The organism is Bacillus sp. TCT6 (assembly GCF_056033845.1).
In genome coordinates this window covers 4,377,847-4,401,221 of record NZ_JBVYHX010000001.1, presented here as the reverse complement: position 1 = coordinate 4,401,221, position 23,375 = coordinate 4,377,847, and the positions used below count along the sequence as shown (strand labels likewise).

Here is a 23,375-nt window from a genome sequence, read left to right as displayed (position 1 = left end):
AACCTTCCCTATATGAATAACTACTTATTTAATATAGCGAGATTAAGTGTGATTACTTTGAAAGAATTGTGAAGAAAGTTAAAAGTTTTTAGGGGTTTCAACGTTTATAAATGTTTCTTCTTATTTGATAAATACATTTCAACAACAGCATCAGCAAGACATTGAGAGGAATCAACAAAATCCTCACTAGCCACTACATTCAAATCAGTGCATGCGATAATTGCAGTATCTATTTCATCTCTCAGTTGTAAAACGAGCGTATTCCACAATTCGCGAGCTTCTTCAATCTCTCCAGATTTAATGCAAGTAATAATTTGATTAATGCTTTCCTGCCATTTTTCATGATGAATGTATTCTATATTACGCTTTGCAATCCCATCTTGGTAAATCCTAGCTTGAACAGTTGCTTCTGTTGCGAGAAGAGCGACTCTTTTTGTATTTTCAGGAATTGCTTGTAACGTTTCATCGACTATATTTAAAATCGGGATAGAAAGCGAACGCTGTAATTCTTCAAAATAAAGATGCGCCGTATTACACGGCATGGCAATAAAGCTTACGCCAGTACTTTCAAGTTTTTGTGCTCCGTCAATAATCGCTTTTTTCATCGCTCCGTGATCAATAGGGCGATCCATGTAAAACGGTGTTGGACACGAGTAGATCATCATATGAGGAAAGTCCATATCATGCTTTGCTCCGTATATTGTTTGGCACCTTGCTACAACTGTATCGACGAATGGTCCAGTTGATTTTGGACCCATTCCTGCTAGTATTCCGATCATTGGTTTGTCTCCTTTAAGATTGTATATATCCATTATATAGGAGGATAACAAAAAAACGTGCAGTGAATGCACGTCTTTTTTTGTTATGTTTTGTCGAACAATCGATATATCCGAGAAATCGTTGATATATTGTAAGTTATGATAGATATATCGAAAAAATCGTTGATATATCCCGAGTTACGATAGATATAATTGAAAAATCGTTGATATATTCCCCCGCATTAACGGGCAGTAAAACTCCCACCTTAAAATTCGCCTGGAGCAAAGAGGTTAGGTGGGAGATAAACTGCCCATAAATGCCCGATTGGTTCAACTAATAATCAGTGGGGATGCCCCCACTGATTAAAGTTTCACTTTATCGCTTTTCAATCGCCACAATAAATGGCGGGTTATTTTGCTGGTTAATGAAGCCATATCGTAGTACGTGAGCTTGTTTTTGGTCTAGTTTTTCAGCAAATGTAAGTACAGCGTCGCGTTCTACTTGTCCTTCTGGATGTCCGTGGTAAATGACAAGAACGATGATACCTTCAGGTGCCATTACTTCTAATAGTTGTTCGATCGCTGAGATTGTTGAGTTCGGTTTTGTAACGATATGCTTGTCTCCGCCTGGAAGGTAACCTAAGTTGAAAATTGCGCCTGTTACTTTTCCTTTTGCATCTTCTGGTAATACGGATAGAAGAGTATCGTGACTATCGTGAACTAAAACAGTACGTTCAAAAAGTTCTTTTTCTTTTAGATGAGTTGTTGAGCTTTCGATTGCCTCTTTTTGAATATCAAATCCAAATACTTTTCCGCTATCTCCAACGATTTCAGCTAGGAAGCAAGTGTCATGGCCGTTTCCTAAAGTTGCATCTACAGCGTAATCGCCTTCTTTTACTGCCGTTTGCAGAAGCGAGCGAGCAAACGGTAATACACGTTCTAATTTCATTTTTGTTTCTCCTCATTTGCATATTTTCCTTGCCAGCTTCCGCGGCGTACAAATTCTGCATCGATGGAATTTAATACTTCCCATTTATTTAAGCTCCACATTGGGCCAATCATTAAATCAGGCGGACCGTCACCTGTGATGCGGTGCACAATTACGTCTTCTGGAATCATTTCAAGTTGGTCAACAACGAGACTTACGTAATCTTCAAGAGAAAGGAACTCGAGTTGTCCTTTTTCATATTGCTTCACCATTGGCGTTCCTTTTAATAAGTGAAGTAAATGAATTTTAATTCCTTGTACGTCAAGCTTTGCTACTTCACGAGCTGTTTCCATCATCATGTCGTAATCTTCAAGTGGAAGACCATTAATAATATGAGAGCAAACTCTAATGCCATGCTTACGTAATTTATTTACACCTTCCACGTAAGATGGGTAATCATGAGCGCGATTAATAAGGTTTGCAGTTCGTTCGTGAACAGTTTGTAAACCGAGTTCAACCCAAAGGTATGTGCGTTTATTTAAGTCCGCTAAATATTCAACGACATCGTCTGGTAAGCAATCTGGACGAGTCGCGATAGAAAGACCGACAACGTCTTTTTCTGCTAGAAGCGGTTCGAATTTTTCTTTTAAAACTTCAAGTGGTGCATGTGTATTTGTGTACGCTTGGAAATAAGCGATACATTTTCCGTCTTTCCACTTTGAGCGCATTTTTTCTTTCATTTCATGATATTGCGTTATAACATCATCGCGGCGATCACCAGCGAAGTCACCAGATCCGGCAGCACTGCAAAATGTACAACCGCCGTAAGCAACTGTACCGTCCCGGTTCGGGCAATCGAAGCCAGCATCTAATGAAACTTTAAAGATTTTTTCACCAAATTCATTTCGTAAATGGTAATTCCATGTATGATAACGTTTATTGTCGTTTGTATATGGAAAAGGGTTTTGAACCTTCATTACTTTCCCTCCTAAGCCGAGTCAAAATGAAACAAAATCCATTATAACATACTCATAAGGTAGAGATGGAAGGGACACACTAAAGGGGAATTGAAGCAAGGAGGGACAATTATGGCAGAGCGTCAATCACTTGAATCGTATATTACACAAGCGGAACAAGCGGTGGAATATGCGAAAGAACAATTAGACCAAGGTATGAGACAAGAGCATTACAATACGATGGAGTATTCGGATGCGCAGTTACAATTAGAACAAGCATATAACGATTTACAAACGATGCAACAACATGCGAATGATGAGCAACGTGAGCAGTTAAATAGAGCGCGTATGGCAATTCGCCAATTGCAACATCAAATGATTATTACACCGCACTAATAAGGAGTGAATGTAATGGCGAAACGTTCAGATCAAAATAATCCAGAGCAAAAAACGCAAAATGGACATAACGCTGAATTTTCGAATGAGCTTGATCCGATTGTTCAAGTAAAACAGCGTAATAGTAAAAAAGGACAACCGCAAAAATCGAAACAATCAGAGTAAACCAGGTCGAAATATGACCTGGTTTTATTTTGTTATATGACAATAATGTAAGATTACTGTAAGGTTTGTCGATAGTTGTGAGCAACTTTCTCCAGTAGAGTAAGGAAGGATTAAATTTTATACAAGGAGTTGCTTTATGGGGAACAATATTACAAACAAGCGAATTGATGAGTTAGATTACATTCGTGGCTTTGCACTACTAGGGATTATTTTAGTAAATATTCTCGCACTACTTAACATTAAAATTCCAGATCCTAATACAGTGGATGCTAGCTATCAAAGATTTTTATATTTATTTGTAGAAGGTCGTTTCTTCTCAATCTTCTCATTCTTATTTGGAGTGGGATTCTATATCTTTATTTCAAGAGCGATTGCGAAAGGGAAAAATGGCTATGTTTTATTTTTACGTCGCTTAGTAGCATTATTTATTTTTGGTTTAATTCATCACATGTTTCAGCCTGGAGAAGCATTAGCGTTATACGCAATTTGCGGGTTAATCGTTTTACCGTTTTATAAAGCGAAAAAAGAAGTGAACTTAGTACTAGGACTTATTTTGACAATTACCTTCAGTGTAATGGGAATTAAAGAGTTATTACCACTTGGCTTAATTTTATTAGGGCTTGCTGCAGGACAATATCGTGTATTTGAAAATCTCACGCAAAATATAAAGAAAGTCGCTATTTTTACAGGTGTTATGTTTGTTTTAAGTGTCGTAGCTGTATGGTATCAATACGGGCACATTCCTGCTGAACCATTTATAAATATGATACTTGAGAATGATGATGGAACAATGAATGCTGCAGGCCAATTTTTAAAAATTGGTGTTACAGTAGGACCTATTATTTCAGCTTTCTATGTTGGAGCTTTAATTTTATTACTTCAATTAAAACCGGTTCAAACATTGTTAGCACCACTGAAATATTATGGACGAATGGCTTTAACAAATTATATTGGACAAACTGCAATGATTTTAATTGCGGGCAGTGTATTTAACTTTGCAGAAAACTTAACGTACATGCAGACGTTATATGTGTGTATTGCAATTTATGCAATTCAAATTTTGTTTAGCGTGATTTGGATGAAGGTCTTTAAAATGGGTCCACTAGAATGGATTTGGCGAGTTGTTACTTACTGGACGGTAACACCTTTAAAGAAATAAAGAGAGAAGTGGGTTGTTCCTTTTGTGGAACAGCCCATTTTTATTGTCATCTTTTTCGGTAAGTCGATATTACTTGTCGAATCGCTAATAAAATTTTCATTTATCAACGAACCTTACACACTCATCTTTTTTATATTACAAAAGTGTAAGGTAAATGTAATGTTAACAAATAGCAGTTCACTTCCAAAAAGCGCAAAATAGGTAATGGAAAAACAAGCGTAGGAGGATATATATGACGAAACCAGTTGTAGACGTGAAAAACGTCCAAAAAGTGTACGGTAAAAAAGGTGAGAACCAATCACATGCGTTAAAAGGTGTTTCATTCTCAATTCAAGAGGGTGAGTTTGTTGGAATTATGGGGCCATCTGGTTCTGGTAAAACGACATTGTTAAATGTAATTTCAACGCTTGATAAAGCAACGGGCGGCGTTGTTGAAATTGCGGGTACGGACATTACGAAAATGAAGCAAGGTGAACTTTCTGATTTTCGTTCACAAAAGTTAGGATTCATTTTCCAAGACTTCAACTTATTAGAGAACTTATCTATTTATGAAAACATTGCACTTCCACTTTCTCTTCAAGGTGTTTCATCACGTAACATTGGACCAAAAGTAGAAAAAGTAGCGGGTATGCTAGGGATTACAGAAATTCTTCAAAAGTATCCATCTGAAGTATCTGGTGGGCAGAAACAACGTTCAGCAGCAGCGCGCGCACTTGTGCATGAGCCAGCAATTATTTTAGGGGACGAGCCAACAGGAGCACTTGATTCTAAAAATGCAGCGAGTTTACTTGATGCGATGACAAACTTAAATGAAGAACAAGGCGTATCTATTATGATGGTTACACATGATCCGTATAGTGCAAGTTATTGTCAGCGAATTTTATTCATTCAAGATGGTGAGCTGTATAAAGAAATTCATCGCGGTGGTACGCGTGAAGAGTTCTACAAAGAAATTTTAGATGTACTTGCAGATTTAGGTACACAAAAAGCGTAAGAAAGGAGGTTCCAGTATGTTATTTAAACTTTCCATGTCGGGGCTGAAAAGTAAGCTGAAAGATTATATCGTCTTACTTGTCGGTCTTGTCATGTCGATTTCAATTTTTTACATGTTCCAAACGTTAGCGCTGAATAAAGCGTTTATCGAATCTAACTCAGTTATTCAATCAATTGGATTCGTATTCCAAGCAGGTTCATTTTTACTAGCTATTATAACGTTCTTCTATATTTTATATGCGAACTCTTTCTTATTATCTCTTCGTCAAAAAGAGTTCGGTATGTATATGATGCTAGGAGCAAAAAAGCATAAAGTTACATTACTTATGTTTATTGAAACGATCGTATTAGGCGCTGCGTCTCTTGCCATTGGTATTACAGTTGGTGTAGGACTTGCAGAGGGTATCGGACAATTATTAATGAAACAATTAGAATTTGCTGGTGAAGGCTATAAAGCATTTTACCTGCCATCTATGACTGTTACTTGCATCTTCTTCTTTGCGCTATTTGTATTATCAGCAATTATGAACAGTATTAAATTATCACGTATTTCTGTACTGCAACTTGTACATGCAGATGCACAAACAGAACGTGTTGTGGTAAAAGGAAAAATGACAGGTTTAGTTGCATTCCTAGCGGTTATTTTATTAGGTATTGGTTATGCAGCTATGATTAATATGGAAACATTAAGAGAAATGGGAATCCTTATTGCATTAGTTACAACAACAGCAGGTACTTATATGCTATTTGGATCACTCCTTCCAGTTATTATTAAAAAGTTAAAGAGTAATAAAAAGCGTAGTGAAAAAGGACTTAATGCTTTTACATTTGCACAATTAAATTTCCGTATTAATAGCTTAACAAAGGTACTTGCAACAGTAGCGATGTTAGTTGCTCTTGGAGCTGGTGCAATTTCAGGTGGTATGGCATTTAAAAATAACGTTATAAAAACGGTTGATGGATTTGAAATTTACGATTCAATTGTTCATAATCCTACAGCTGAAGAGAAGAAAATTTTAGATGGTATATCATTTAAAAATAAAGCTGAGTACCGTTATAAAGTAGACGACAAATATATTTATTATGTAAAAGAAGATTTAGAGAAACATAAGCCATTTATTCGAGATGGTGTAGGTAAAGAAAGTTTCGGTAAATATAAAGAAGTTTCAGGAGAAGCTCCAGTAGGTACAGTAGCAGGAGTGAGGTCAGAACAAGATAAAAATGAAAAAACAATGCCGGAAGAATGGGATGAGGCATTTAGAACAATCCAACCATATTATATATACCAAGATCGTGCCATTAAAGTTGTAGATCAAAAAATGTACGATACTGTAAATGGTAAAGAAGGAATCGTATTTACTGGAAAAACAGACGATTTCGTAGCATACACAAAAGAATGGAAAAAAATTGACGAGTTGCAGCTAGCTAAATATAAAAATGTAAAAGCTGAGCAAATGAGTAGTAAATATCAAGTGTATGACATGTTCTACGGTGTTGCGAGCGGAACAGTGTTTATGGGCTTCTTCCTTGGAATTGCTTTCTTAGCAATGATGGCAAGCTGTCTTATGTTCAAAATTCTTTCTGGTGCATCAAAAGATATTACGCGTTATCAAATGCTTCGTAAAATCGGTGTACGCCGTGAATTATTAACGAAATCAATTTATAAAGAGTTATTCTTAGTATTCTTATTCCCAGCAATTGTGGGTATCGCTCACGTATTAGTTGGTATGAATATTTTCGGATTTATTTTAGTCGATCCGTACTTCCGTATTTGGATACCAATCGTAATTTTCGTAGTTATTTACACGATTTATTACCTTATTACAGTTCAATTGTATAAAGGAATTGTTCTTCCGAAAGAAGATTAATAAAAAACCGAGCGAAATTGCTCGGTTTTTATTATTTTCAGAAAAAATACTTTAATGTTACTGAAATATATAATATAATGTAAATAAGTAACGTAATATAAAAGTAGAAGCAGCTGGATAAGGAAAGGAGGAATCCAATCTATAGAAAGAAGCTGAACTTTTATCCCCTATTTCTTTTCTAACCACAACGTATTTGTACAATCGTAAATTTCCAAATTGAAAATTGCTTGGATCACAAAAGTATATTGTGAAAATAATGGATAATACATGGAAATCTCATAGCATGATAAGGTAAAATGGACAACATGATGAGAAAATTACCGTTCATAAGATGAGGAGAATACATGTATGGAAGTTGTAGAGGCATTAAAAGATATAAGCCAAATTGAGGCTATGAAAAAATATTTAAAAGAGCACTCCCAGCGAGACTATCTTTTATTTGTTATTGGAATTAACACAGGATTAAAAATTACAGAACTACTTGGCATGAAATTTGAAGATGTATTAAATGAAGACGGGACTGTTAAAGAGTTTTATTCTCTTCCTGTGAAAGATGAAAAATTTAAACAAGATATTTATTTAAATACAAAAGTAAAAGAAGCGCTTTTAGATTACGTACAATCTATTGGCGTTAAAAGAGAAAATTACGTATTTCAATCTAATAAAACGCCAAATTCAATTACGCGCCAACAAGCGTATCGTGTAATTCATAATGCTGCAGAAGCAGTTGGAGTTGTTGGTAAGATCGGAACGAATTCAATGCGAAAAACGTTTGGATTTCATGCGTACAAAAGAGGGATAGCGATTGCGCTATTGCAAAAACATTTTCATCACGCGACTCCATCAGAGACGCTAAAGTATTTAGGTATCTCAAAGGATGAGACCTTTAAAACGGAGATTGATGTCGATTTATAAAAGCCGTAACTAAAAAAATTAGGAGGCGGAAAATATGAATATTAGAGAGAGTGAACTGCCAGGTATTGGATGTAAGTTTGAAGTGATTACAAAAGGTAATGAAAAGATGGTTATCGTTATTCATGATGATGGCCGAAGAGAAATGTACCATTTTGATGCTGATCATGAGGAGAGTATTTCAAGCGTCTCTCTTCGTGATTCCGAAGCGAGACAAATTGCAGCTATATTGGGCGGAATGGTGTATAGGCCACAAGCTTTAGATACGATTGAAATGGCCTTTGAAGGATTATCAATTGAGTGGTTTAAGGTGGAAAATAATGCACCAGTCGTACAAAAAACAATTGGTAGTTTACATGTCCGAAACACATATAATGTAACGATTATTGCCATTTTGAAAAAGAATATGAAGAAGTTCTTTAATCCAGGCCCAGATTCTATCATTGAAGCTGGCGATATGCTTGTATTATCAGGTGAAAGACATGAAGTAAAAAGAATTATTAATGAGTTGCTTTCAGTAGGAGGGGATTCATAATCGATGGATACTTTAATCTTTGAAGTTGGGACTGCGTTAGTATTAGTCGCTTTTGCAGCTATTCTCGCTGCAAAGTTAAAGTTCTCGATTATTCCGTTTCTCATTATACTCGGTATGCTAGTGGGGCCTCATGCCCCAGATTTAGGGCTTATCGATTTAAGATTTATTGAAAGCGGAGAAGTTATTTCCTTCCTTGGCCGTGTTGGCGTTATATTCCTCTTATTCTATTTAGGCTTAGAATTCTCAATTAAAAAATTAATTAAATCAGGAAAATCAATTGCTTTTGGGGGAACTGTTCATATATCGCTTAATTTTATATTAGGTTTACTTTACGGATATATAATGGGTTTCCCCTTATTAGAAACATTAATTATTGCTGGGATCATAACAATTTCATCGAGTGCAATTGTTGCGAAAGTAATTGTTGATTTAAGAAGATCTGGTAATAAAGAGACGGAACTAATTTTAGGAATCATTATGTTTGACGATATCTTTTTAGCGGTATATTTATCAGTCGTTTCAGGATTAGTACTCGGAGGGGCAACGTCATTTGTAGGTGCTCTCACATCCATTTTAATCGCAGTAGGGTATATGTTACTATTCTTTGTAGTTGCTAGAAAAGCTACAAGGTTTTTAAATAAAATGTTAGATATTTCGTCCAATGAAATTTTTATTATTGTAATATTCGCTATTTTGTTCTTTGTAGCAGGATTTTCAGAAACGATTCATGTTGCAGAGGCGATTGGAGCATTATTACTAGGACTCGTCTTTTCAGAAACGGAGCATAGTGATCGAATTGAACAGCTCGTTGTTCCGTTTCGTGATTTCTTTGGAGCTATATTCTTTTTCAGCTTCGGTTTAAGTATAGATCCATTTTCACTTGGAGGAGCAGTGTGGTTGGCATTAGGAGCAGTTTTTATTACTCTTATCGGTAATTTTACCGCTGGAATGGTTGCGGGGCGTAAAGCGGGATTATCGCATAAGGCTTCTACGAATATTGGTTTAACACTTGTATCACGCGGAGAGTTTTCCATTATCGTCGCGAATATTGGAATTGCGGGCGGCTTAATGGCAACGATTAAACCATTCTCAGCCCTGTATGTTTTAATATTGGCATCGTTAGGACCTTTGTTAACGAAAGAATCTGGGAGAATATATTCCGTATTAGATAAAATATTTAAATGGAGCGCTAAAGAACGTGCGAAGCGAGAAAAAGAAGTTGGATAATATAAATAAGGGGAGACTGTATGAAGTTCATACAGTCTCCCCTTATTTATATATTGTTACTGATGTCGTTTTTGTCGGTAAGTCAATATATTTTCAAACAGGGATCAGTATAATTTCATTTACCGATGAACCATTATCTGAATTTCATCAACTATTAATCAGTTGCCTTCCTATTTAAAAACGACTACAATTTTACTGTTATATATATGAACGAAAAAAATAGAATAGGAGGGGAAACTATGCCAAGGAAAGTATGGCTATTAGTAGCTGGGATGATTATTAATGTCACGGGTGCTTCTTTTTTATGGCCTTTTAATACAATTTATTTGCATGATCACCTAGGAAAATCTTTATCTGTGGCCGGAATGGTATTAATGATCAACTCGCTTACTGGTGTAATCGGAAACTTGCTCGGCGGTGTTTTATTTGATAAATGGGGCGGTTATAAATCAACTTTAGTAGGAATTGTTATTACACTTGTATCAATTTTAGGTCTTGTGTTCTTCCACGGTTGGCCGTTATATGTTGTGTGGCTAGCGTTAATCGGCTTCGGTTCTGGAATGGTCTTCCCATCGATGTATGCGATGGTTGGTACGGTTTGGCCAGAGGGCGGAAGACGGGCATTTAATGCGATGTACGTTGGACAAAATGTTGGTATTGCGATTGGAACAGCGTGTGGTGGATTAGTTGCATCATATCGTTTTGATTATATTTTCTTAGCGAATTTTATTTTATATTTTGTTTTCTTCTTAATTGCTTTTATTGGATTCCGTGGTATGGAAGACAAGAAAGAGCCAGGAGTGCAAAAGGAAATCGAAACGAAAAAAGGTTGGTCACTTACACCTGGATTTAAAGCACTTCTGATCGTGTGTGTAGCATATGCTTTATGCTGGGTTACATACGTACAGTGGCAAGGAGCGATTGCAACACATATGCAAGAATTGAATATTAGCCTTCGTCATTATAGTTTATTATGGACGATAAATGGAGCTATGATTGTTTGTGCGCAGCCACTTGTTAGTATGCTAATTCGCTGGATGAAGCGTTCTTTAAAACAGCAAATTATGATTGGAATCTTCATTTTTGCGGCGTCATTCATTGTGTTAAGTCAAGCGCAGCAATTTACGATGTTCCTCGTTGCGATGGTAACATTAACAATCGGTGAATTATTTGTGTGGCCAGCAGTTCCGACGATTGCAAATATACTTGCACCAAAAGATAAACTAGGTTTTTATCAAGGTGTTGTAAATAGCGCGGCGACTGTAGGGAAAATGTTCGGGCCGGTCGTTGGCGGAGCGATTGTTGATTTATACAATATGGAAGTATTGTTTATAGCAATCATGGTAATGCTTGTAGTAGCGCTTATAGCAACGAGCATGTATGATAAACGAGTAAAAGTAGAAGAAACAGTTGAAGAAAAAATTGCAGTTTAGTTTGACGGAACATGTAACATGTTTTAGAATATATTTAAATAAAACAACCTTTAGAACAAGGGAGATAGCTCGGCTGTCTTAAGACGAATTCGTTAGTTATTAAAAGTAACGATTAACCGAGAAGCCCCGCTTTAAGTAAGCTTTTTAGAGATACTAAGTGGAGGGTAGTTCACATTAACTCATATGTGTAATAACAGTGAGAAGGAGTAGTAGTAATAGAAGCTGGTTTAGAGAGTTGACGGTCGGTGCAAGTCAATCCACGTTTCGTTATGAACTCGCCTTTGAGTTGCAGTTGTGAAACTAATAGTAGCAATTGCCGTTAATCCACGTTACGGATCTAAGCGAATGTATATTTTTACATTAATTTAGGGTGGTACCGCGGGAATCTATAACCTCTCGTCCCTTTCTAGGGATGAGAGGTTTTTTGTATTTTGGGCGGTGAAAATAAATAGAATTTCAAGGAGGGTATCTCATGAGCTTTAATCATCAAGATATTGAGAAGAAGTGGCAAGGGTACTGGGAAGAGAATAAAACATTCCGTACGCCAGATGAGACAGAAAAACCAAAATTTTATGCACTAGATATGTTCCCATATCCATCAGGTGCAGGCCTACACGTAGGACATCCAGAAGGTTATACAGCGACAGATATTTTATCTCGTATGAAGCGTATGCAAGGGTATAACGTTCTTCATCCAATGGGATGGGATGCATTTGGTCTTCCAGCAGAGCAATATGCACTTGATACTGGAAATAGCCCAGCTGAATTTACAGAGCATAATATTAATACGTTCCGTAACCAAATTAAATCACTAGGTTTCTCTTATGATTGGGACCGTGAAGTAAATACAACAGATCCAAACTACTATAAGTGGACACAATGGATCTTCTTAAAACTATTTGAAAAAGGCTTAGCTTACGTTGATGAAGTACCTGTAAACTGGTGTCCAGCACTTGGTACAGTACTTGCAAATGAAGAAATCATTGACGGTAAGAGTGAGCGTGGTGGACATCCAGTTGAGCGTCGTCCGATGAGACAGTGGATGTTAAAAATTACAGCTTACGGAGATCGTCTATTAGAAGATCTAGATGAGCTTGATTGGCCAGAAAGCTTAAAAGATATGCAACGTAACTGGATCGGTCGTTCTGAAGGTGCAGAAGTACACTTCAATATCGATGGTACAGACGAGAAGTTCACAGTATTCACAACGCGCCCTGATACACTATTTGGTGCAACATACTGTGTACTAGCTCCGGAACATGCACTTGTTGCAGAAATTACAACAGCAGAACAAAAAGAAGCGGTAGAAGCTTACATTAACGCTGTAAAAATGAAGAGTGACCTAGAGCGTACAGAACTTGCGAAAGAGAAAACTGGTGTATTCACTGGTGCTTACGCAGTTAACCCAGTAAACGGTGAGAAATTACCAATCTGGATTGCTGACTATGTTCTTGCAACTTACGGAACAGGTGCCGTAATGGCAGTTCCAGCTCATGATGAGCGTGACTATGAATTCGCATCAGTATTCAATCTTCCGATGAAGGAAGTTGTAAAAGGCGGAGATATTACGAAAGAAGTGTACACAGGTGATGGTGCACACGTAAACTCAGCATTCCTTGATGGATTAAATAAAGAAGAAGCAATCGCAAAAATGATTGAATGGCTTGAAGTAACGAGCGCAGGAAATCAAAAAGTAACGTACCGTCTGCGTGACTGGTTATTCAGCCGTCAACGTTACTGGGGTGAGCCAATTCCGGTAATTCACTGGGAAGATGGGACAATGACAGCTGTGAAGGAAGAAGAATTACCATTAGTTCTTCCGAAAACAGAAAACATCCGTCCTTCAGGTACAGGTGAATCACCACTTGCTAACATTGACGAGTGGGTAAATGTTGTTGATCCTGAGACTGGTAAAAAAGGTCGTCGTGAAACAAATACAATGCCACAATGGGCTGGTAGCTGCTGGTATTACCTACGTTACATCGATCCAAACAATAGCGAAGCACTTGTAGATCCTGAAAAAGTAAAACAATGGCTTCCAGTTGATATTTATATCGGCGGAGCAGAGCATGCTGTACTTCACCTACTATATGCTCGTTTCTGGCATAAAGTATTATACGATATCGGGGTAGTTCCAACGAAAGAGCCGTTCCAACAATTATTCAACCAAGGTATGATTTTAGGTGAAAACAACGAGAAAATGAGTAAATCAAAAGGTAACGTTGTAAACCCTGATGATATCGTAGCAAGCCACGGTGCAGATACACTTCGTCTATACGAAATGTTCATGGGACCATTAGATGCTTCAATCGCTTGGTCTGAAAATGGTCTTGACGGAGCTCGTCGTTTCCTAGACCGCGTATGGCGTCTATTCGTTCAAGATAACGGTGAATTAAGTGAGAAAATTACTGACGCACCAAATAAAGAGCTTGAAAAAGCTTACCACCAAACAGTGAAGAAAGTAACAGAAGACTATGCAGAGCTTCGCTTCAACACAGCGATTTCTCAAATGATGGTATTCATCAATGATGCATACAAAGCTGAAACACTTCCGAAAGAATATGTAGAAGGTTTCGTAAAAATGATCGCACCAGTTGCACCTCACATCGGGGAAGAGCTATGGAGCAAACTTGGATATAATGAAACAATCACATATGCAAGCTGGCCAATATTTGATGAGTCTAAACTTGTAGAAGATGAAGTTGAAATCGTTGTTCAAGTTATGGGTAAAGTTCGCGCAAAACTAACAATGAGTAAAGACGCATCAAAAGAAGAAATGGAACAACTTGCACTTGAAGCAATTCAAGACCAAATTGAAGGGAAAACAGTTCGTAAAGTAATTGTTGTTCCTGGAAAACTTGTTAACGTTGTTGCAAACTAATTCATTCTAAATAAAAGCTCAGAGCATTTGTGCTCTGAGCTTTTTTGTGTAGAAAATAATCTTTGAATCACTTTAGTCTAAGTTTTCAATTATTCCACTACGTATAAATAAAAGAGCGGAATTCCCATACAGACAAACACCTATTTTTCTATAGGAAATATGATAAAAAAGGTAGGCTAAATTGAGTAGAAGAGGTGAAAGGAATGAAAGGGATGGACAATAATGCACCACATGGCTTCTTCGGAGGTGAATCGGATAGTTATGAACAAATGATGTTAATGGGAGGGGCTGGCCAACAAGGATACGGTGGAATTCCGAGCTGGATGGGTGGAGCAGCAGGAGGGTTCCAAACATCGGTAGCTGGCATGCAAACTGGAATGCCTACATCAATGGGGGGCTTTTCGACATCAGGGGGTGGAATGCCTACAGTAACAGGAGGATTTCCGACATCAGTAGCTGGCGTACAGACAGGATTTCCAGTAGGAGCACCAACTACATTTCCTTCTTTCGTTGGAGGAGTGCAGACAGGATTCCCGGTACCGGGAGTGGGTGTTGTAGCTGGAGGAATAGGTGGGTATCCGCAAGTTGTTCACGGTCATCATGGACATCACCATCATCAAGGCCAACATGGTCATCATGGACACCATCATCACCAAGGTCACCACGGTCATCATGGACATCATCATCACCAAGGTCACCACGGTCATCATGGACATCATCATCACCAAGGTCACCACGGTCATCATGGACACCATCATGACCAAGGTCACCACGGTCATCAACAACAAGTACATCACCACGGTCACCACCACATTCATCCGCAAGCTGTTCTTTATCAAACTCACCAAGGCCATCAAGGCCATCAAGGCCATCAAGGCCATCAAGGCCATCAAGGCCATCACGGCCACCAAGGCCACCAAGGCCACCAAGGTCACCAAGGTCACCAAGGTCACCACGGTCACCACGGTCAACACGGTCATCAAGGCCAACATGGTCAACAGCACCAACAGCACCAACAGCACCAACAATACCAACAATATCAACAGCAACAATCTTCTCCTTGGGCAGGTGGAATTGGAGCAGGAGCAGCAGGGGCAGCGGCAGGAGCAGCTAGCATTAGTGGAGCAGCAGGACACGCGGGACACGTGGGTCATTAATGAATTGCAGAAAAAAGACATAATAAAAAACTGCTAGGAAATCCTAGCAGTTTTTTTCAGCTTCTTTGCGCTGACGTTCGATTTCAGCACGAAGTTGTGGTTCTGGTGCTTGCCAGCCTTCTGGTTTTAGAATTTTGCCATCGCCTTCACGGAATCGGGGTTTTCCATCAGGGAATAGTTTTGCCATGTTTGCGTTATTTACAATTTCAAATCCTTTATCAGGACGTACGCCCATTTCGGCAAACGTTCCGAATGCAAAGTAAATAAGGTCAATCAGTGCATCGTATTGATCTTCAACAGTCGTTGCTTCTAGAAATTCTTCTAGCTCTTCTTGCATAAAACTTGCACGAATTTTTGCACGCTCTTCTGTTAGTTTTGTTGGAGTATTTTTCACAGGATGTCCGAACTCTTCATGCATTTTTGCAACAAGTTCGAATCCTTTATCTAAACCTTTTTCGTTTGCCATGTTGTTTCATCCTTTCTCGTTTTCTGCCGAATTTCATTGTAACATAAGGTGATTATGAAATGAAAAGAACATCTTATCGAAATAAGATGTTCGCTTGTTATTCTTCTTTTTTTATTAAAAGGGATAAAATAAGATCGATGCCAAAAATACCGACGAGTAACATTGGTATAACGACAAGTAAATAACGTGTGAAGGAAACATTTTTTAAGTATGTATGAGCAAATAAAAAGACGCCGAGAAATAAAATACCATTTAAAATAGGCTTTACTAATTTTTTAGACATAAGCTCCCCCATAAATATCTTCTCTCTCTATTTGATAATAAAAAACTCCTCTCTCCGTTGTATCATGCTGGAGAGAGGAGTTCAATCATTTCTCATTCAATTACACCAGAATTTGTAATGTCTACGGTGTATTTTATAGTAACTGGAACATCTTTGTACATTTGTTTCCACTCCTCTAATTTGAATGGGCGATAATGTTGCTTATATTTAGCTCCTAGCCCAAGAGGATCGACATCTAAAGATTTAAACTGCTTAATTAATTTCTTACCTTGTGTCTCCAATTGTTTTTGAACGACCTTCTCAATCTTTTTTGTGTTCTTAGCATTCTCTAAGTTAATCTGTTTCGATACTTCTTGAATACGAGCCTCAAGTTTAACATGAATGGAAAAGGAAGGCTTACCATTTTTTATTTTTATATCGTATGTTGGAATAGAACGAATATTATTAATCATTACGTACCCAGGATCTGCTTTAAATTCATGTGAATCTAACTTATGTTTTTCTAAAAGTCCTTTGAATATAAACATATCTTTTTCCGCGATTTTACCAACATATTTATCCTTTTTAAAAAGACCAATTCCCGTGATTTTTATTTTATCACCATGTTTCTTTAAAATTGGAATATAGTAGTCTTGCCCTTCTTGATAATAACGGAAAGCTCCTACATGCAGATTATCTGTTGGTAAAGGACCGGTCTCCATATTATGTTCTAGCATTTTTTTTATATAAATTGCAACGTTGGATGAAGTCGTGTACTTTCCTTTTAAGAGTTCAGTACCATTACCTTCAAGTAAAGCAACATATAAGGCATTCCCAATGTTTACATCACGAATTAATGTATCGAAGGAAGCAACCATTCCTTTCTTAGCAATTCGGGTGGTAAATAGAGCAACCCGCATTTGTCCGCTCGCAAATGGTTGAGAAGACTCTAAAGATGTGTCAGCTTTTACTTGTTTTACCGCATTTGCTGTTCCTTCAAAAACTTGAACTTTGTTCCCTTTTTGCTGAATAGGACAAACAAATGTTACCTTTATTTTATTATCTTTTGCTACATCGAAGACAGTTCCTTGGATAAGGTGTACGTCATCGATAATATTTTTTTGTAAACATCCAGTTAGACTAAAGAGTGTTATACAAGAGATAAGTATTAATTTATTTTTGATTTTTTCCATTTTCTTTTCACCCACACAATAATAAATAGAATTGGGATGTATACATAAATGAGCCAAAAGCTTCCTTTTGATGCATTACTAATAAAATTATTAATATCGTGTCTGTTTGTTAAAAGTTGTGAAACAATGAGGGTGATAAACATAAAAGCGATTAAAACACCTCTTTGTTTTACACGGAATATTTCGTGCGTTGCTCTCGTTGCCGCCCACAAAGGTAGAATGAAACTTGTAATAATAACGAGGGCATAAGCTGAAATTGCGATATATTCTAGCCTTTCTATGAATGGTAATTGAATAACTTGGGTCATAGAAAGTTGGGCCCATATCGTTTTTAATAATTGTTTTTCACTAAAAAACGAAAAGGCTAAAAGGGTGCTAAATAAATATAGAAGGTTTGAAAATAGTGCCCCATATTGAGCAAATTTATGAGATTGTTTAGGGTTTTTCACAAATGGATAAACCATGAGGTAAATCTCAAAACCAGTCATACTGTAGATTGACAGTTGAGCGGATTTTAAAATATCTGAAAAAGAATGTGTGAAAATAGGTAGTAAATTCTCCCAATGTGAGTATTTCAAAACAAATAAGCTTAGAAATAAATACCCTAGCGTACCACCAACAGAGATGACGCAAATGCCAGTAATGACACGAAATCCAGAAGAAATGATGTAATAGCTAACTAGGCATAAAAAGAGTGTTAACATAAAGGTGGAGGCAGTTGGGAACATCCATACTTGAATAATTTCAACGTATGTTCGAATAACCGAAATACTGACGATTAAAAAATAAGTTGCAAAGATGATATTAAAGACGTTTCCTATCCACTTTCCAAAGGTTTGTCGTTGTAAATCAATTAAATTCCCGTTTGTTTCTTTTAATAAAAAATACATCATCCATATAAGAATTTGGATACAGAGTCCTGTGATTAGAACGCCCATCCAGCCGTCGTATCCAGCGGCCTTTGCGGTGATTCGAGCAAATCCGAGAACGCCAGCTCCAAACTGTGCACCGTGAATTAAGAAGAAAACAAAGGTAGGAGATATTTGATATTTTTCTTGAACTTTACTCATCAATGCACCTCATCTCTTAATCATCAAAGTCTGATCTATGTTTTGTTGAAATTCCTTTAGCAGCTTTTTTTACATGTTGTGGTCTTGCCTGCACATCTCTTGTATCAATCATTGTTAATGGGAAACGAATCCAAGAATCTTTAACCGATTGTTGTCTTGTCGGATAAAACAAAGCGTACGGCTTGCGTAAGGAAGTAAGTCTAAATAGATGAGTAAATAAAAAGATAAATCCAAGAGAAATACCGAAAAGTCCACCTATTTCTGCAAATATGAGAAACGGGAAGCGTAGTAATCGAACAGCATTCCCCATTTTATAAATAGGTGTAATAAAGGAAGCAAGTGCTGATAAGGCAACGATAATTAATAAAATGTTACTCGTTAAACCAGCTTGTACAGATGCTTGTCCGATTACGATACCGCCTACAATACCGAGCGTTTGACCAACTTTCATCGGTAACCTCGCGCCAGCCTCTCTTAATAAATCGATTGCGAGTTCTAAAAAGAGTGCTTCAATTAAAGGTGGGAATGGTACTTGCGCCCTTGATAAAATCAAAGTTTCAAGTAAATCACTTGGAATAAGTTCATAATGATAATTTAAAACTGCAACGTATAACGGTGTAGCACAGATAGAAAATAGAACAGCGATAAGGCGTAAAATGCGTGAAAATGTAGCGTATAACCAAGAGACGTTATAGTCTTCTGGTGAAATGAAAAAATCGAAATAGGATACAGGTGTTAGTAAAACACTTGGAGAACCATCCACAAAAATAGCAATTTTCCCATCAATGAGTGCTTTTGTCACCCTATCAGTACGTTCTGTATTGATATAGAGAGGGAAAATCGACTTTTCACCCATAAGTTCTTGTATATAAGCGCTATCATTAATTTGATCATATTCAAGAGCACGTAATGACTCCTCGAGAAAATCTATATTATCTTTTTCGGCGAGGTTGTCTAAATACATCATGACAACTTTCGTTTTGGAAAATTCGCCGACAATCATTTCTTTTGTTTGTAAATCTAAAACAGGAAGGCGTTTTCGTACTAAATTAATATTCGTATCAATAGCTTCTACAAAGCCTTCTTGTGGACCGATAACTGTTGATTCATTTAATGGAGGGCTTGGTGCCCGGTAAGTATCAATTGCAATGTTTGCAAGCATACACTTTTGATCTTGCTGATTCAATTGAATAATCGCATGTCCCTTTAAAACCATGTCCTCAATTTTTTGTAAGTCGTTCGTAATTGTAATGCCGCTCATCGGAATATGTTCTTTTAGTTGTTCTAGAGAAGCACAGGGTTTCTCTAAAAGAGTGGGCATTAAATATTTCTGTAATTTCTCTCCATCAAGTGAAGGGCGATAGTAAGAAATCCAATAAGGCATCGTTTCATCGTCAGATGTATGGTAATTAATAAAATCACTAGACTTTTTAAGTTTCTCTATTAAATCTTGTAGAGAATGAATACGGTCTTTTTCTGGTTTGGTAAAGTCATAAATACTATTACCTCCAGAGCTTTGTTGCTTACTTTGAGAAGAATCACCTTGTTTAGCACTTTGTTGCTTATCCCGAGAAGAATCATCTTGCTTAGAGTTTTGTTGTTTCTCTTGAGAAGAGTCATTTTGCTTAGAGTTTTGTTGTTTCTCCTGAGAAGAGTCATCTTGCTTAGAGTTTTGCTGTTTCTCTTGAGAAGAGTCATCTTGCTTAGAGTTTTGCTGTTTCTCTTGAGAAGAATCATCTTGCTTAGAGTTTTGCTGTTTTTCTTGAGAAGAGTCATCTTGCTTAGAGTTTTGCTGTTTCTCTTGAGAAGAGTCATCTTGCTTAGAGTTTTGCTGTTTCTCTTGAGAAGCATCATCTTGCTTAGAGTTTTGCTGTTTCTCTTGAGAAGAGTCATCTTGCTTAGAGTTTTGTTGTTTTTCTTGAGAAGCATCATCTTGCTTAGAGTTTTGCTGTTTCTCTTGAGAAGAGTCATCTTGCTTAGAGTTTAGTTGTTTCTCCTGAGAAGAGTCATCTTGCTTAGAGTTTTGCTGTTTCTCTTGAGAAGAATCATCTTGCTTAGAGTTTTGCTGTTTTTCTTGAGAAGAGTCATCTTGTTTAGAGTTTTGCTGTTTCTCTTGAGAAGAGTCATCTTGCTTAGAGTTTTGCTGTTTCTCTTGAGAAGAGTCATCTTGCTCGTTATTTTTACCTTTAGTATGTTTCATACTTCTAGTCTGTTCTTTGTTATCGTCATCTGGATTGTTAGACTGCTGCTCCCAGTTATCGGCTTCTTTTGCCTCTGTTGTATTTGATTTTTTTTTCTTACGAAACCAATTCCAAATCATATGTATGCCCTCTTTAATTGTGTAATATAGTGCTATTTTGTGGCTAATTTTGTATATTATTCATTTATTTATGAAAAGAAGGAGGAGATTGGTTTACATAGAAAAAAACCTTTAGTAAGCAGTTCATACTATAACGGGGAGAGGGAGAGTCTGTGCAAATTGTAAAAAAGGAGAAGTTTGTTTTAAAAGAATTTACGTTTGAAAATGGTAGGGAAATTCCTGTTCAAATGGGGTACGAGACATATGGTACGTTAAATAGAGAAAGGTCAAATGCAATTTTGATTTGTCATTACTTTAGTGCAACAAGTCACGCAGCGGGGAAATATACAGTGCATGATGAGGAGCCTGGTTGGTGGGATGGGCTCATTGGACCTGGAAAAGCAATTGATACAAATAAGTATTTTGTTATATGTACGGATAATCTTTGTAATGTGCAGGTGAGGAATCCATATGTGATTACAACAGGACCGAAATCGATTAACCCAGAAACTGGAGAAGAATATGCTATGGATTTTCCGGTTTTTACATTTCTTGATGTAGCTCGTATGCAATATGAGTTAATAAAAGGTATGGGAATTTCAAGGTTACACGCTGTAATCGGACCGTCGGCGGGGGGAATGATTGCACAACAATGGGCGGTTCACTATCCACATATGGTAGAGCGGATGATTGGCGTTATTACGAACCCACAAAATCCAATTATTACGTCTGTAAACGTAGCACAAAATGCGATTGAGGCAATTCAACTGGATCCAAGTTGGAAAGATGGAAAATACGGAGAAGAGCAGCCGATAAAGGGGCTTCATTTAGCAAATAGAATGATGTTTATGAATGCGTTTGATGAGCATTTTTATGAAATGGCATTTCCTCGTAATAGTATAGAGATAGAACCTTATGAAAAGTTTTCTACATTAACATCATTTGAAAAAGAGATAAATAAAGCGACATATAGAAGTATAGAGTTAGTAGATGCAAATTCATGGATGTATACTGCGAAGGCAGTTTTATTGCATGATATTGCACATGGGTTTTCTTCACTAGAAGAATCTCTTTCTAACATAGAAGCGAATGTACTTATGATTCCGTGCAAACAAGATTTGCTTCAGCCGCCACGTTATAATTATAAAATGGTAGACATTTTGCAAAAACAAGGAAAATATGCGGAAGTGTATGAGATAGAAAGTATAAATGGGCATATGGCAGGAGCATTTGATATTCATTTATTTGAAAAGAAAGTTTATGAATTTTTAAATCGGAAAGTATCTAGTTTTGTGTAGGAAATAAATTATGTGAAAAAGGTGCAATATGTGTAGTAGGCACCTTTTTTTACATGATTTGTAGACGGAATATATATGTAGCGATTGCTATGCCGAAGAACGCTATACTAAGTAATAGAAATAAGAATGACATTTCTTGGGGAGATTTTATCTTTTTATTATTTTGCATACTAAGTGCAATAATTGCAGCGATTAAGAACACAATGCCCATAATGAAAAGAAAAAGCGACATTTTAATCGACTCCTTTCATAAAACAAGTATATTGAGGATACAATGTGCTAGTTATGTTTGTAAAGAATAAGTTTTGCGAGAAAATTGAGAAATAGCTTTTCGATTCTTTGCGTTCTTTCTTTTGCATGCTAAAATTGGTAGAGAATGTTTGTGGAAAAGAAACTAAAGGTTTTATTGTATATAAGGAGGAACTACATATGACAGAAGTTAAAACAATTACTACAGAAGAGGTACAAGTGCGTTTAGAAAATGGAGAAACGTTATTTCTAGTAGACGTAAGAGAAGATGAAGAAGTAGCGGCAGGAAAGATTCCAGAAGCTGTACATATTAAAATGGGCGATATCCCACATAAAGTAGACTTCTTTAATAAAGAGAATGAATATATCTTTATTTGTCGTTCAGGAATGCGCAGTGAAAATGTATGTCATTATTTAAATGAGCAAGGATTTAAAACAGTGAACATGGTTGGCGGTATGCTTCAATATGAAGGTGAAACGAAATAGTTAATAGTTAAAAACTTGAAACGAGTCTGTTTCAAGTTTTTTTCTTTTGCATACAGTATAAAAAAGGAGGAGGGGTAAATGGGGGTTAATTTGCGTAAAGTAAAAATTATTAATAATACAGGAGCTGTTAATGTTGGTGACTGTTATGATATCTCGCCTTTAGCTGTGGCGAAAGTATATGCAGGAGCTGGAGGATCGAGTGCGGCTATTTTTTTAAATGGAAAAAGACAGCCAGAAGCGGTGATTAGAACATCGGTATTTCTTCCGCCTTTGGCAACGAGTACACGTACGTTAGGTTCATAAAGGAAAGGTAGAGTGTAATTATGCCTGCGCATATAAAAGAGTTTGTTATTGTTAATAATACTGGGAATATATTTACAGGTGATAATTTGAGTGATACTTCATTTACTGCTACGAAATCGTATAGTGGTTCAATGGGGTGTACTTGGATTGATGTTGTTACAGTAATAGGGACAGAAACGAAGCTTTGTTTACAGCCGGGAGATTCGGTGACGACGACATATACAAGGGGCACCCCTGCTGGTACTGTAACAGGAACAAATATGGGGCAAAGTGTAAATACATCGGGTATAGCGCAAGCTGTCCCTAATACAGATAATATGGATTCAATTGCAGGACTCCCTTAAGGAATTAAGGGAGTTTTATTTATTTGAAATAAAAATA

24 protein-coding genes and 1 other annotated feature are annotated in these 23,375 nt (G+C 37.0%); of the genes, 15 read left to right on the top strand and 9 right to left on the bottom strand.

All coding sequences use genetic code 11. From position 1 onward, the window contains the following. Positions 1 to 104 precede the first annotated feature (104 nt). The 3 genes from AC0ONG_RS22530 to mnmL form a co-directional block, all read right to left on the bottom strand. Positions 105 to 779 carry an aspartate/glutamate racemase family protein gene (locus AC0ONG_RS22530; RefSeq protein ID WP_000579346.1) on the bottom strand — a complete coding sequence of 225 codons (675 nt, stop codon included), beginning with the start codon at positions 777 to 779 and terminating at the stop codon, positions 105 to 107. A gap of 355 nt (positions 780 to 1,134) precedes the next feature. Then, positions 1,135 to 1,707 carry a tRNA 5-(aminomethyl)-2-thiouridylate-methyltransferase MnmM gene (gene mnmM, locus AC0ONG_RS22525; RefSeq protein WP_000764475.1) on the bottom strand — a complete coding sequence of 191 codons (573 nt, stop codon included), beginning with the start codon at positions 1,705 to 1,707 and terminating at the stop codon, positions 1,135 to 1,137. Continuing rightward, positions 1,704 to 2,663 carry a tRNA modification radical SAM protein MnmL/YtqA gene (mnmL, locus tag AC0ONG_RS22520; protein ID WP_000868035.1) on the bottom strand — a complete coding sequence of 320 codons (960 nt, stop codon included), beginning with the start codon at positions 2,661 to 2,663 and terminating at the stop codon, positions 1,704 to 1,706. Before mnmL ends, mnmM begins: the two co-directional genes overlap by 4 nt. A gap of 111 nt (positions 2,664 to 2,774) precedes the next feature. On the opposite strand from mnmL, the gene AC0ONG_RS22515 reads away from it, so the two are divergent. The 11 genes from AC0ONG_RS22515 (at position 2,775) to AC0ONG_RS22465 (ending at position 15,368) form a co-directional block, all read left to right on the top strand. After that, entirely contained in the window at positions 2,775 to 3,038 is a 264-nt protein-coding gene (locus tag AC0ONG_RS22515; protein ID WP_000840869.1) for a YtzC family protein, read from the top strand. A 15-nt stretch (positions 3,039 to 3,053) separates the two neighbouring features. Next, the gene (locus AC0ONG_RS22510) at positions 3,054 to 3,203 is read left to right on the top strand and encodes a hypothetical protein (RefSeq protein WP_001129340.1); all 150 of its coding nucleotides are present in this window, start codon (positions 3,054 to 3,056) and stop codon (positions 3,201 to 3,203) included. A 136-nt stretch (positions 3,204 to 3,339) separates the two neighbouring features. Continuing rightward, positions 3,340 to 4,362 (top strand): DUF418 domain-containing protein, encoded by a 1,023-nt coding sequence (locus AC0ONG_RS22505; protein ID WP_474204129.1) that lies wholly within the window; start codon positions 3,340 to 3,342, stop codon positions 4,360 to 4,362. 232 nt (positions 4,363 to 4,594) lie between these two features. Next, positions 4,595 to 5,356, top strand: a complete 762-nt coding sequence (locus AC0ONG_RS22500) for an ABC transporter ATP-binding protein (protein ID WP_000165855.1) — start codon at positions 4,595 to 4,597, stop codon at positions 5,354 to 5,356. Positions 5,357 to 5,372: 16 nt separating this feature from the next. After that, positions 5,373 to 7,223, top strand: coding sequence for an FtsX-like permease family protein (locus AC0ONG_RS22495; protein WP_000897786.1), 1,851 nt, complete (start codon positions 5,373 to 5,375; stop codon positions 7,221 to 7,223). A gap of 348 nt (positions 7,224 to 7,571) precedes the next feature. Continuing rightward, a complete protein-coding gene (locus AC0ONG_RS22490) occupies positions 7,572 to 8,138 on the top strand; it encodes a tyrosine-type recombinase/integrase (protein WP_000454200.1) in 567 nt (188 codons plus the stop codon). Positions 8,139 to 8,172: 34 nt separating this feature from the next. Further along, entirely contained in the window at positions 8,173 to 8,670 is a 498-nt protein-coding gene (locus AC0ONG_RS22485; RefSeq protein WP_001026053.1) for a cation:proton antiporter regulatory subunit, read from the top strand. A gap of 3 nt (positions 8,671 to 8,673) precedes the next feature. Next, positions 8,674 to 9,897, top strand: a complete 1,224-nt coding sequence (locus AC0ONG_RS22480; RefSeq protein ID WP_000380177.1) for a cation:proton antiporter — start codon at positions 8,674 to 8,676, stop codon at positions 9,895 to 9,897. A gap of 239 nt (positions 9,898 to 10,136) precedes the next feature. Then, positions 10,137 to 11,330: an MDR family MFS transporter gene (locus AC0ONG_RS22475; RefSeq protein WP_001137549.1), complete on the top strand. Its 1,194-nt coding sequence runs from the start codon at positions 10,137 to 10,139 to the stop codon at positions 11,328 to 11,330. A 187-nt stretch (positions 11,331 to 11,517) separates the two neighbouring features. After that, positions 11,518 to 11,737 (top strand) — a binding site (T-box leader). Between the two features lie 65 nt (positions 11,738 to 11,802). Beyond that, entirely contained in the window at positions 11,803 to 14,211 is a 2,409-nt protein-coding gene (gene leuS, locus AC0ONG_RS22470) for a leucine--tRNA ligase (RefSeq protein WP_000009441.1), read from the top strand. Positions 14,212 to 14,414: 203 nt separating this feature from the next. Further along, positions 14,415 to 15,368, top strand: coding sequence for a hypothetical protein (locus tag AC0ONG_RS22465; protein WP_474204122.1), 954 nt, complete (start codon positions 14,415 to 14,417; stop codon positions 15,366 to 15,368). A gap of 43 nt (positions 15,369 to 15,411) precedes the next feature. On the opposite strand, the gene AC0ONG_RS22460 is transcribed toward AC0ONG_RS22465, so the two are convergent. The 5 genes from AC0ONG_RS22460 to AC0ONG_RS22440 form a co-directional block, all read right to left on the bottom strand. Beyond that, positions 15,412 to 15,834, bottom strand: coding sequence for a pyrophosphohydrolase domain-containing protein (locus AC0ONG_RS22460; protein WP_001262632.1), 423 nt, complete (start codon positions 15,832 to 15,834; stop codon positions 15,412 to 15,414). A gap of 97 nt (positions 15,835 to 15,931) precedes the next feature. Beyond that, positions 15,932 to 16,117 carry a macro domain-containing protein gene (locus AC0ONG_RS22455; RefSeq protein WP_000038780.1) on the bottom strand — a complete coding sequence of 62 codons (186 nt, stop codon included), beginning with the start codon at positions 16,115 to 16,117 and terminating at the stop codon, positions 15,932 to 15,934. Positions 16,118 to 16,209: 92 nt separating this feature from the next. Beyond that, on the bottom strand, positions 16,210 to 17,289 hold the full coding sequence (locus AC0ONG_RS22450; protein ID WP_000411348.1) for a Ger(x)C family spore germination protein: 1,080 nt from the start codon (positions 17,287 to 17,289) through the stop codon (positions 16,210 to 16,212). Next, entirely contained in the window at positions 17,265 to 18,359 is a 1,095-nt protein-coding gene (locus AC0ONG_RS22445) for a spore germination protein (RefSeq protein WP_000049080.1), read from the bottom strand. The genes AC0ONG_RS22450 and AC0ONG_RS22445 overlap by 25 nt, the downstream gene beginning before the upstream one ends. 16 nt (positions 18,360 to 18,375) lie before the next feature. Continuing rightward, positions 18,376 to 20,679, bottom strand: coding sequence for a spore germination protein (locus tag AC0ONG_RS22440; protein ID WP_474204118.1), 2,304 nt, complete (start codon positions 20,677 to 20,679; stop codon positions 18,376 to 18,378). A gap of 152 nt (positions 20,680 to 20,831) precedes the next feature. On the opposite strand from AC0ONG_RS22440, the gene AC0ONG_RS22435 reads away from it, so the two are divergent. Beyond that, complete coding sequence (locus AC0ONG_RS22435) at positions 20,832 to 21,956, top strand: homoserine O-acetyltransferase family protein (protein ID WP_001167620.1); 1,125 nt, start codon at positions 20,832 to 20,834, stop codon at positions 21,954 to 21,956. A gap of 49 nt (positions 21,957 to 22,005) precedes the next feature. Here the strand turns inward: AC0ONG_RS22435 and AC0ONG_RS22430 are convergent, their stop codons facing one another. Further along, on the bottom strand, positions 22,006 to 22,188 hold the full coding sequence (locus tag AC0ONG_RS22430) for a hypothetical protein (protein ID WP_000051780.1): 183 nt from the start codon (positions 22,186 to 22,188) through the stop codon (positions 22,006 to 22,008). Positions 22,189 to 22,385: 197 nt separating this feature from the next. On the opposite strand from AC0ONG_RS22430, the gene AC0ONG_RS22425 reads away from it, so the two are divergent. From AC0ONG_RS22425 to AC0ONG_RS22415, 3 genes are all read left to right on the top strand, one after another. Continuing rightward, positions 22,386 to 22,691: a rhodanese-like domain-containing protein gene (locus tag AC0ONG_RS22425; RefSeq protein ID WP_000141224.1), complete on the top strand. Its 306-nt coding sequence runs from the start codon at positions 22,386 to 22,388 to the stop codon at positions 22,689 to 22,691. Between the two features lie 78 nt (positions 22,692 to 22,769). Continuing rightward, a complete protein-coding gene (locus AC0ONG_RS22420) occupies positions 22,770 to 22,994 on the top strand; it encodes a spore germination protein (protein ID WP_000538719.1) in 225 nt (74 codons plus the stop codon). Positions 22,995 to 23,014: 20 nt separating this feature from the next. Next, entirely contained in the window at positions 23,015 to 23,338 is a 324-nt protein-coding gene (locus tag AC0ONG_RS22415) for a hypothetical protein (protein WP_001110864.1), read from the top strand. Positions 23,339 to 23,375: the final 37 nt, after the last annotated feature.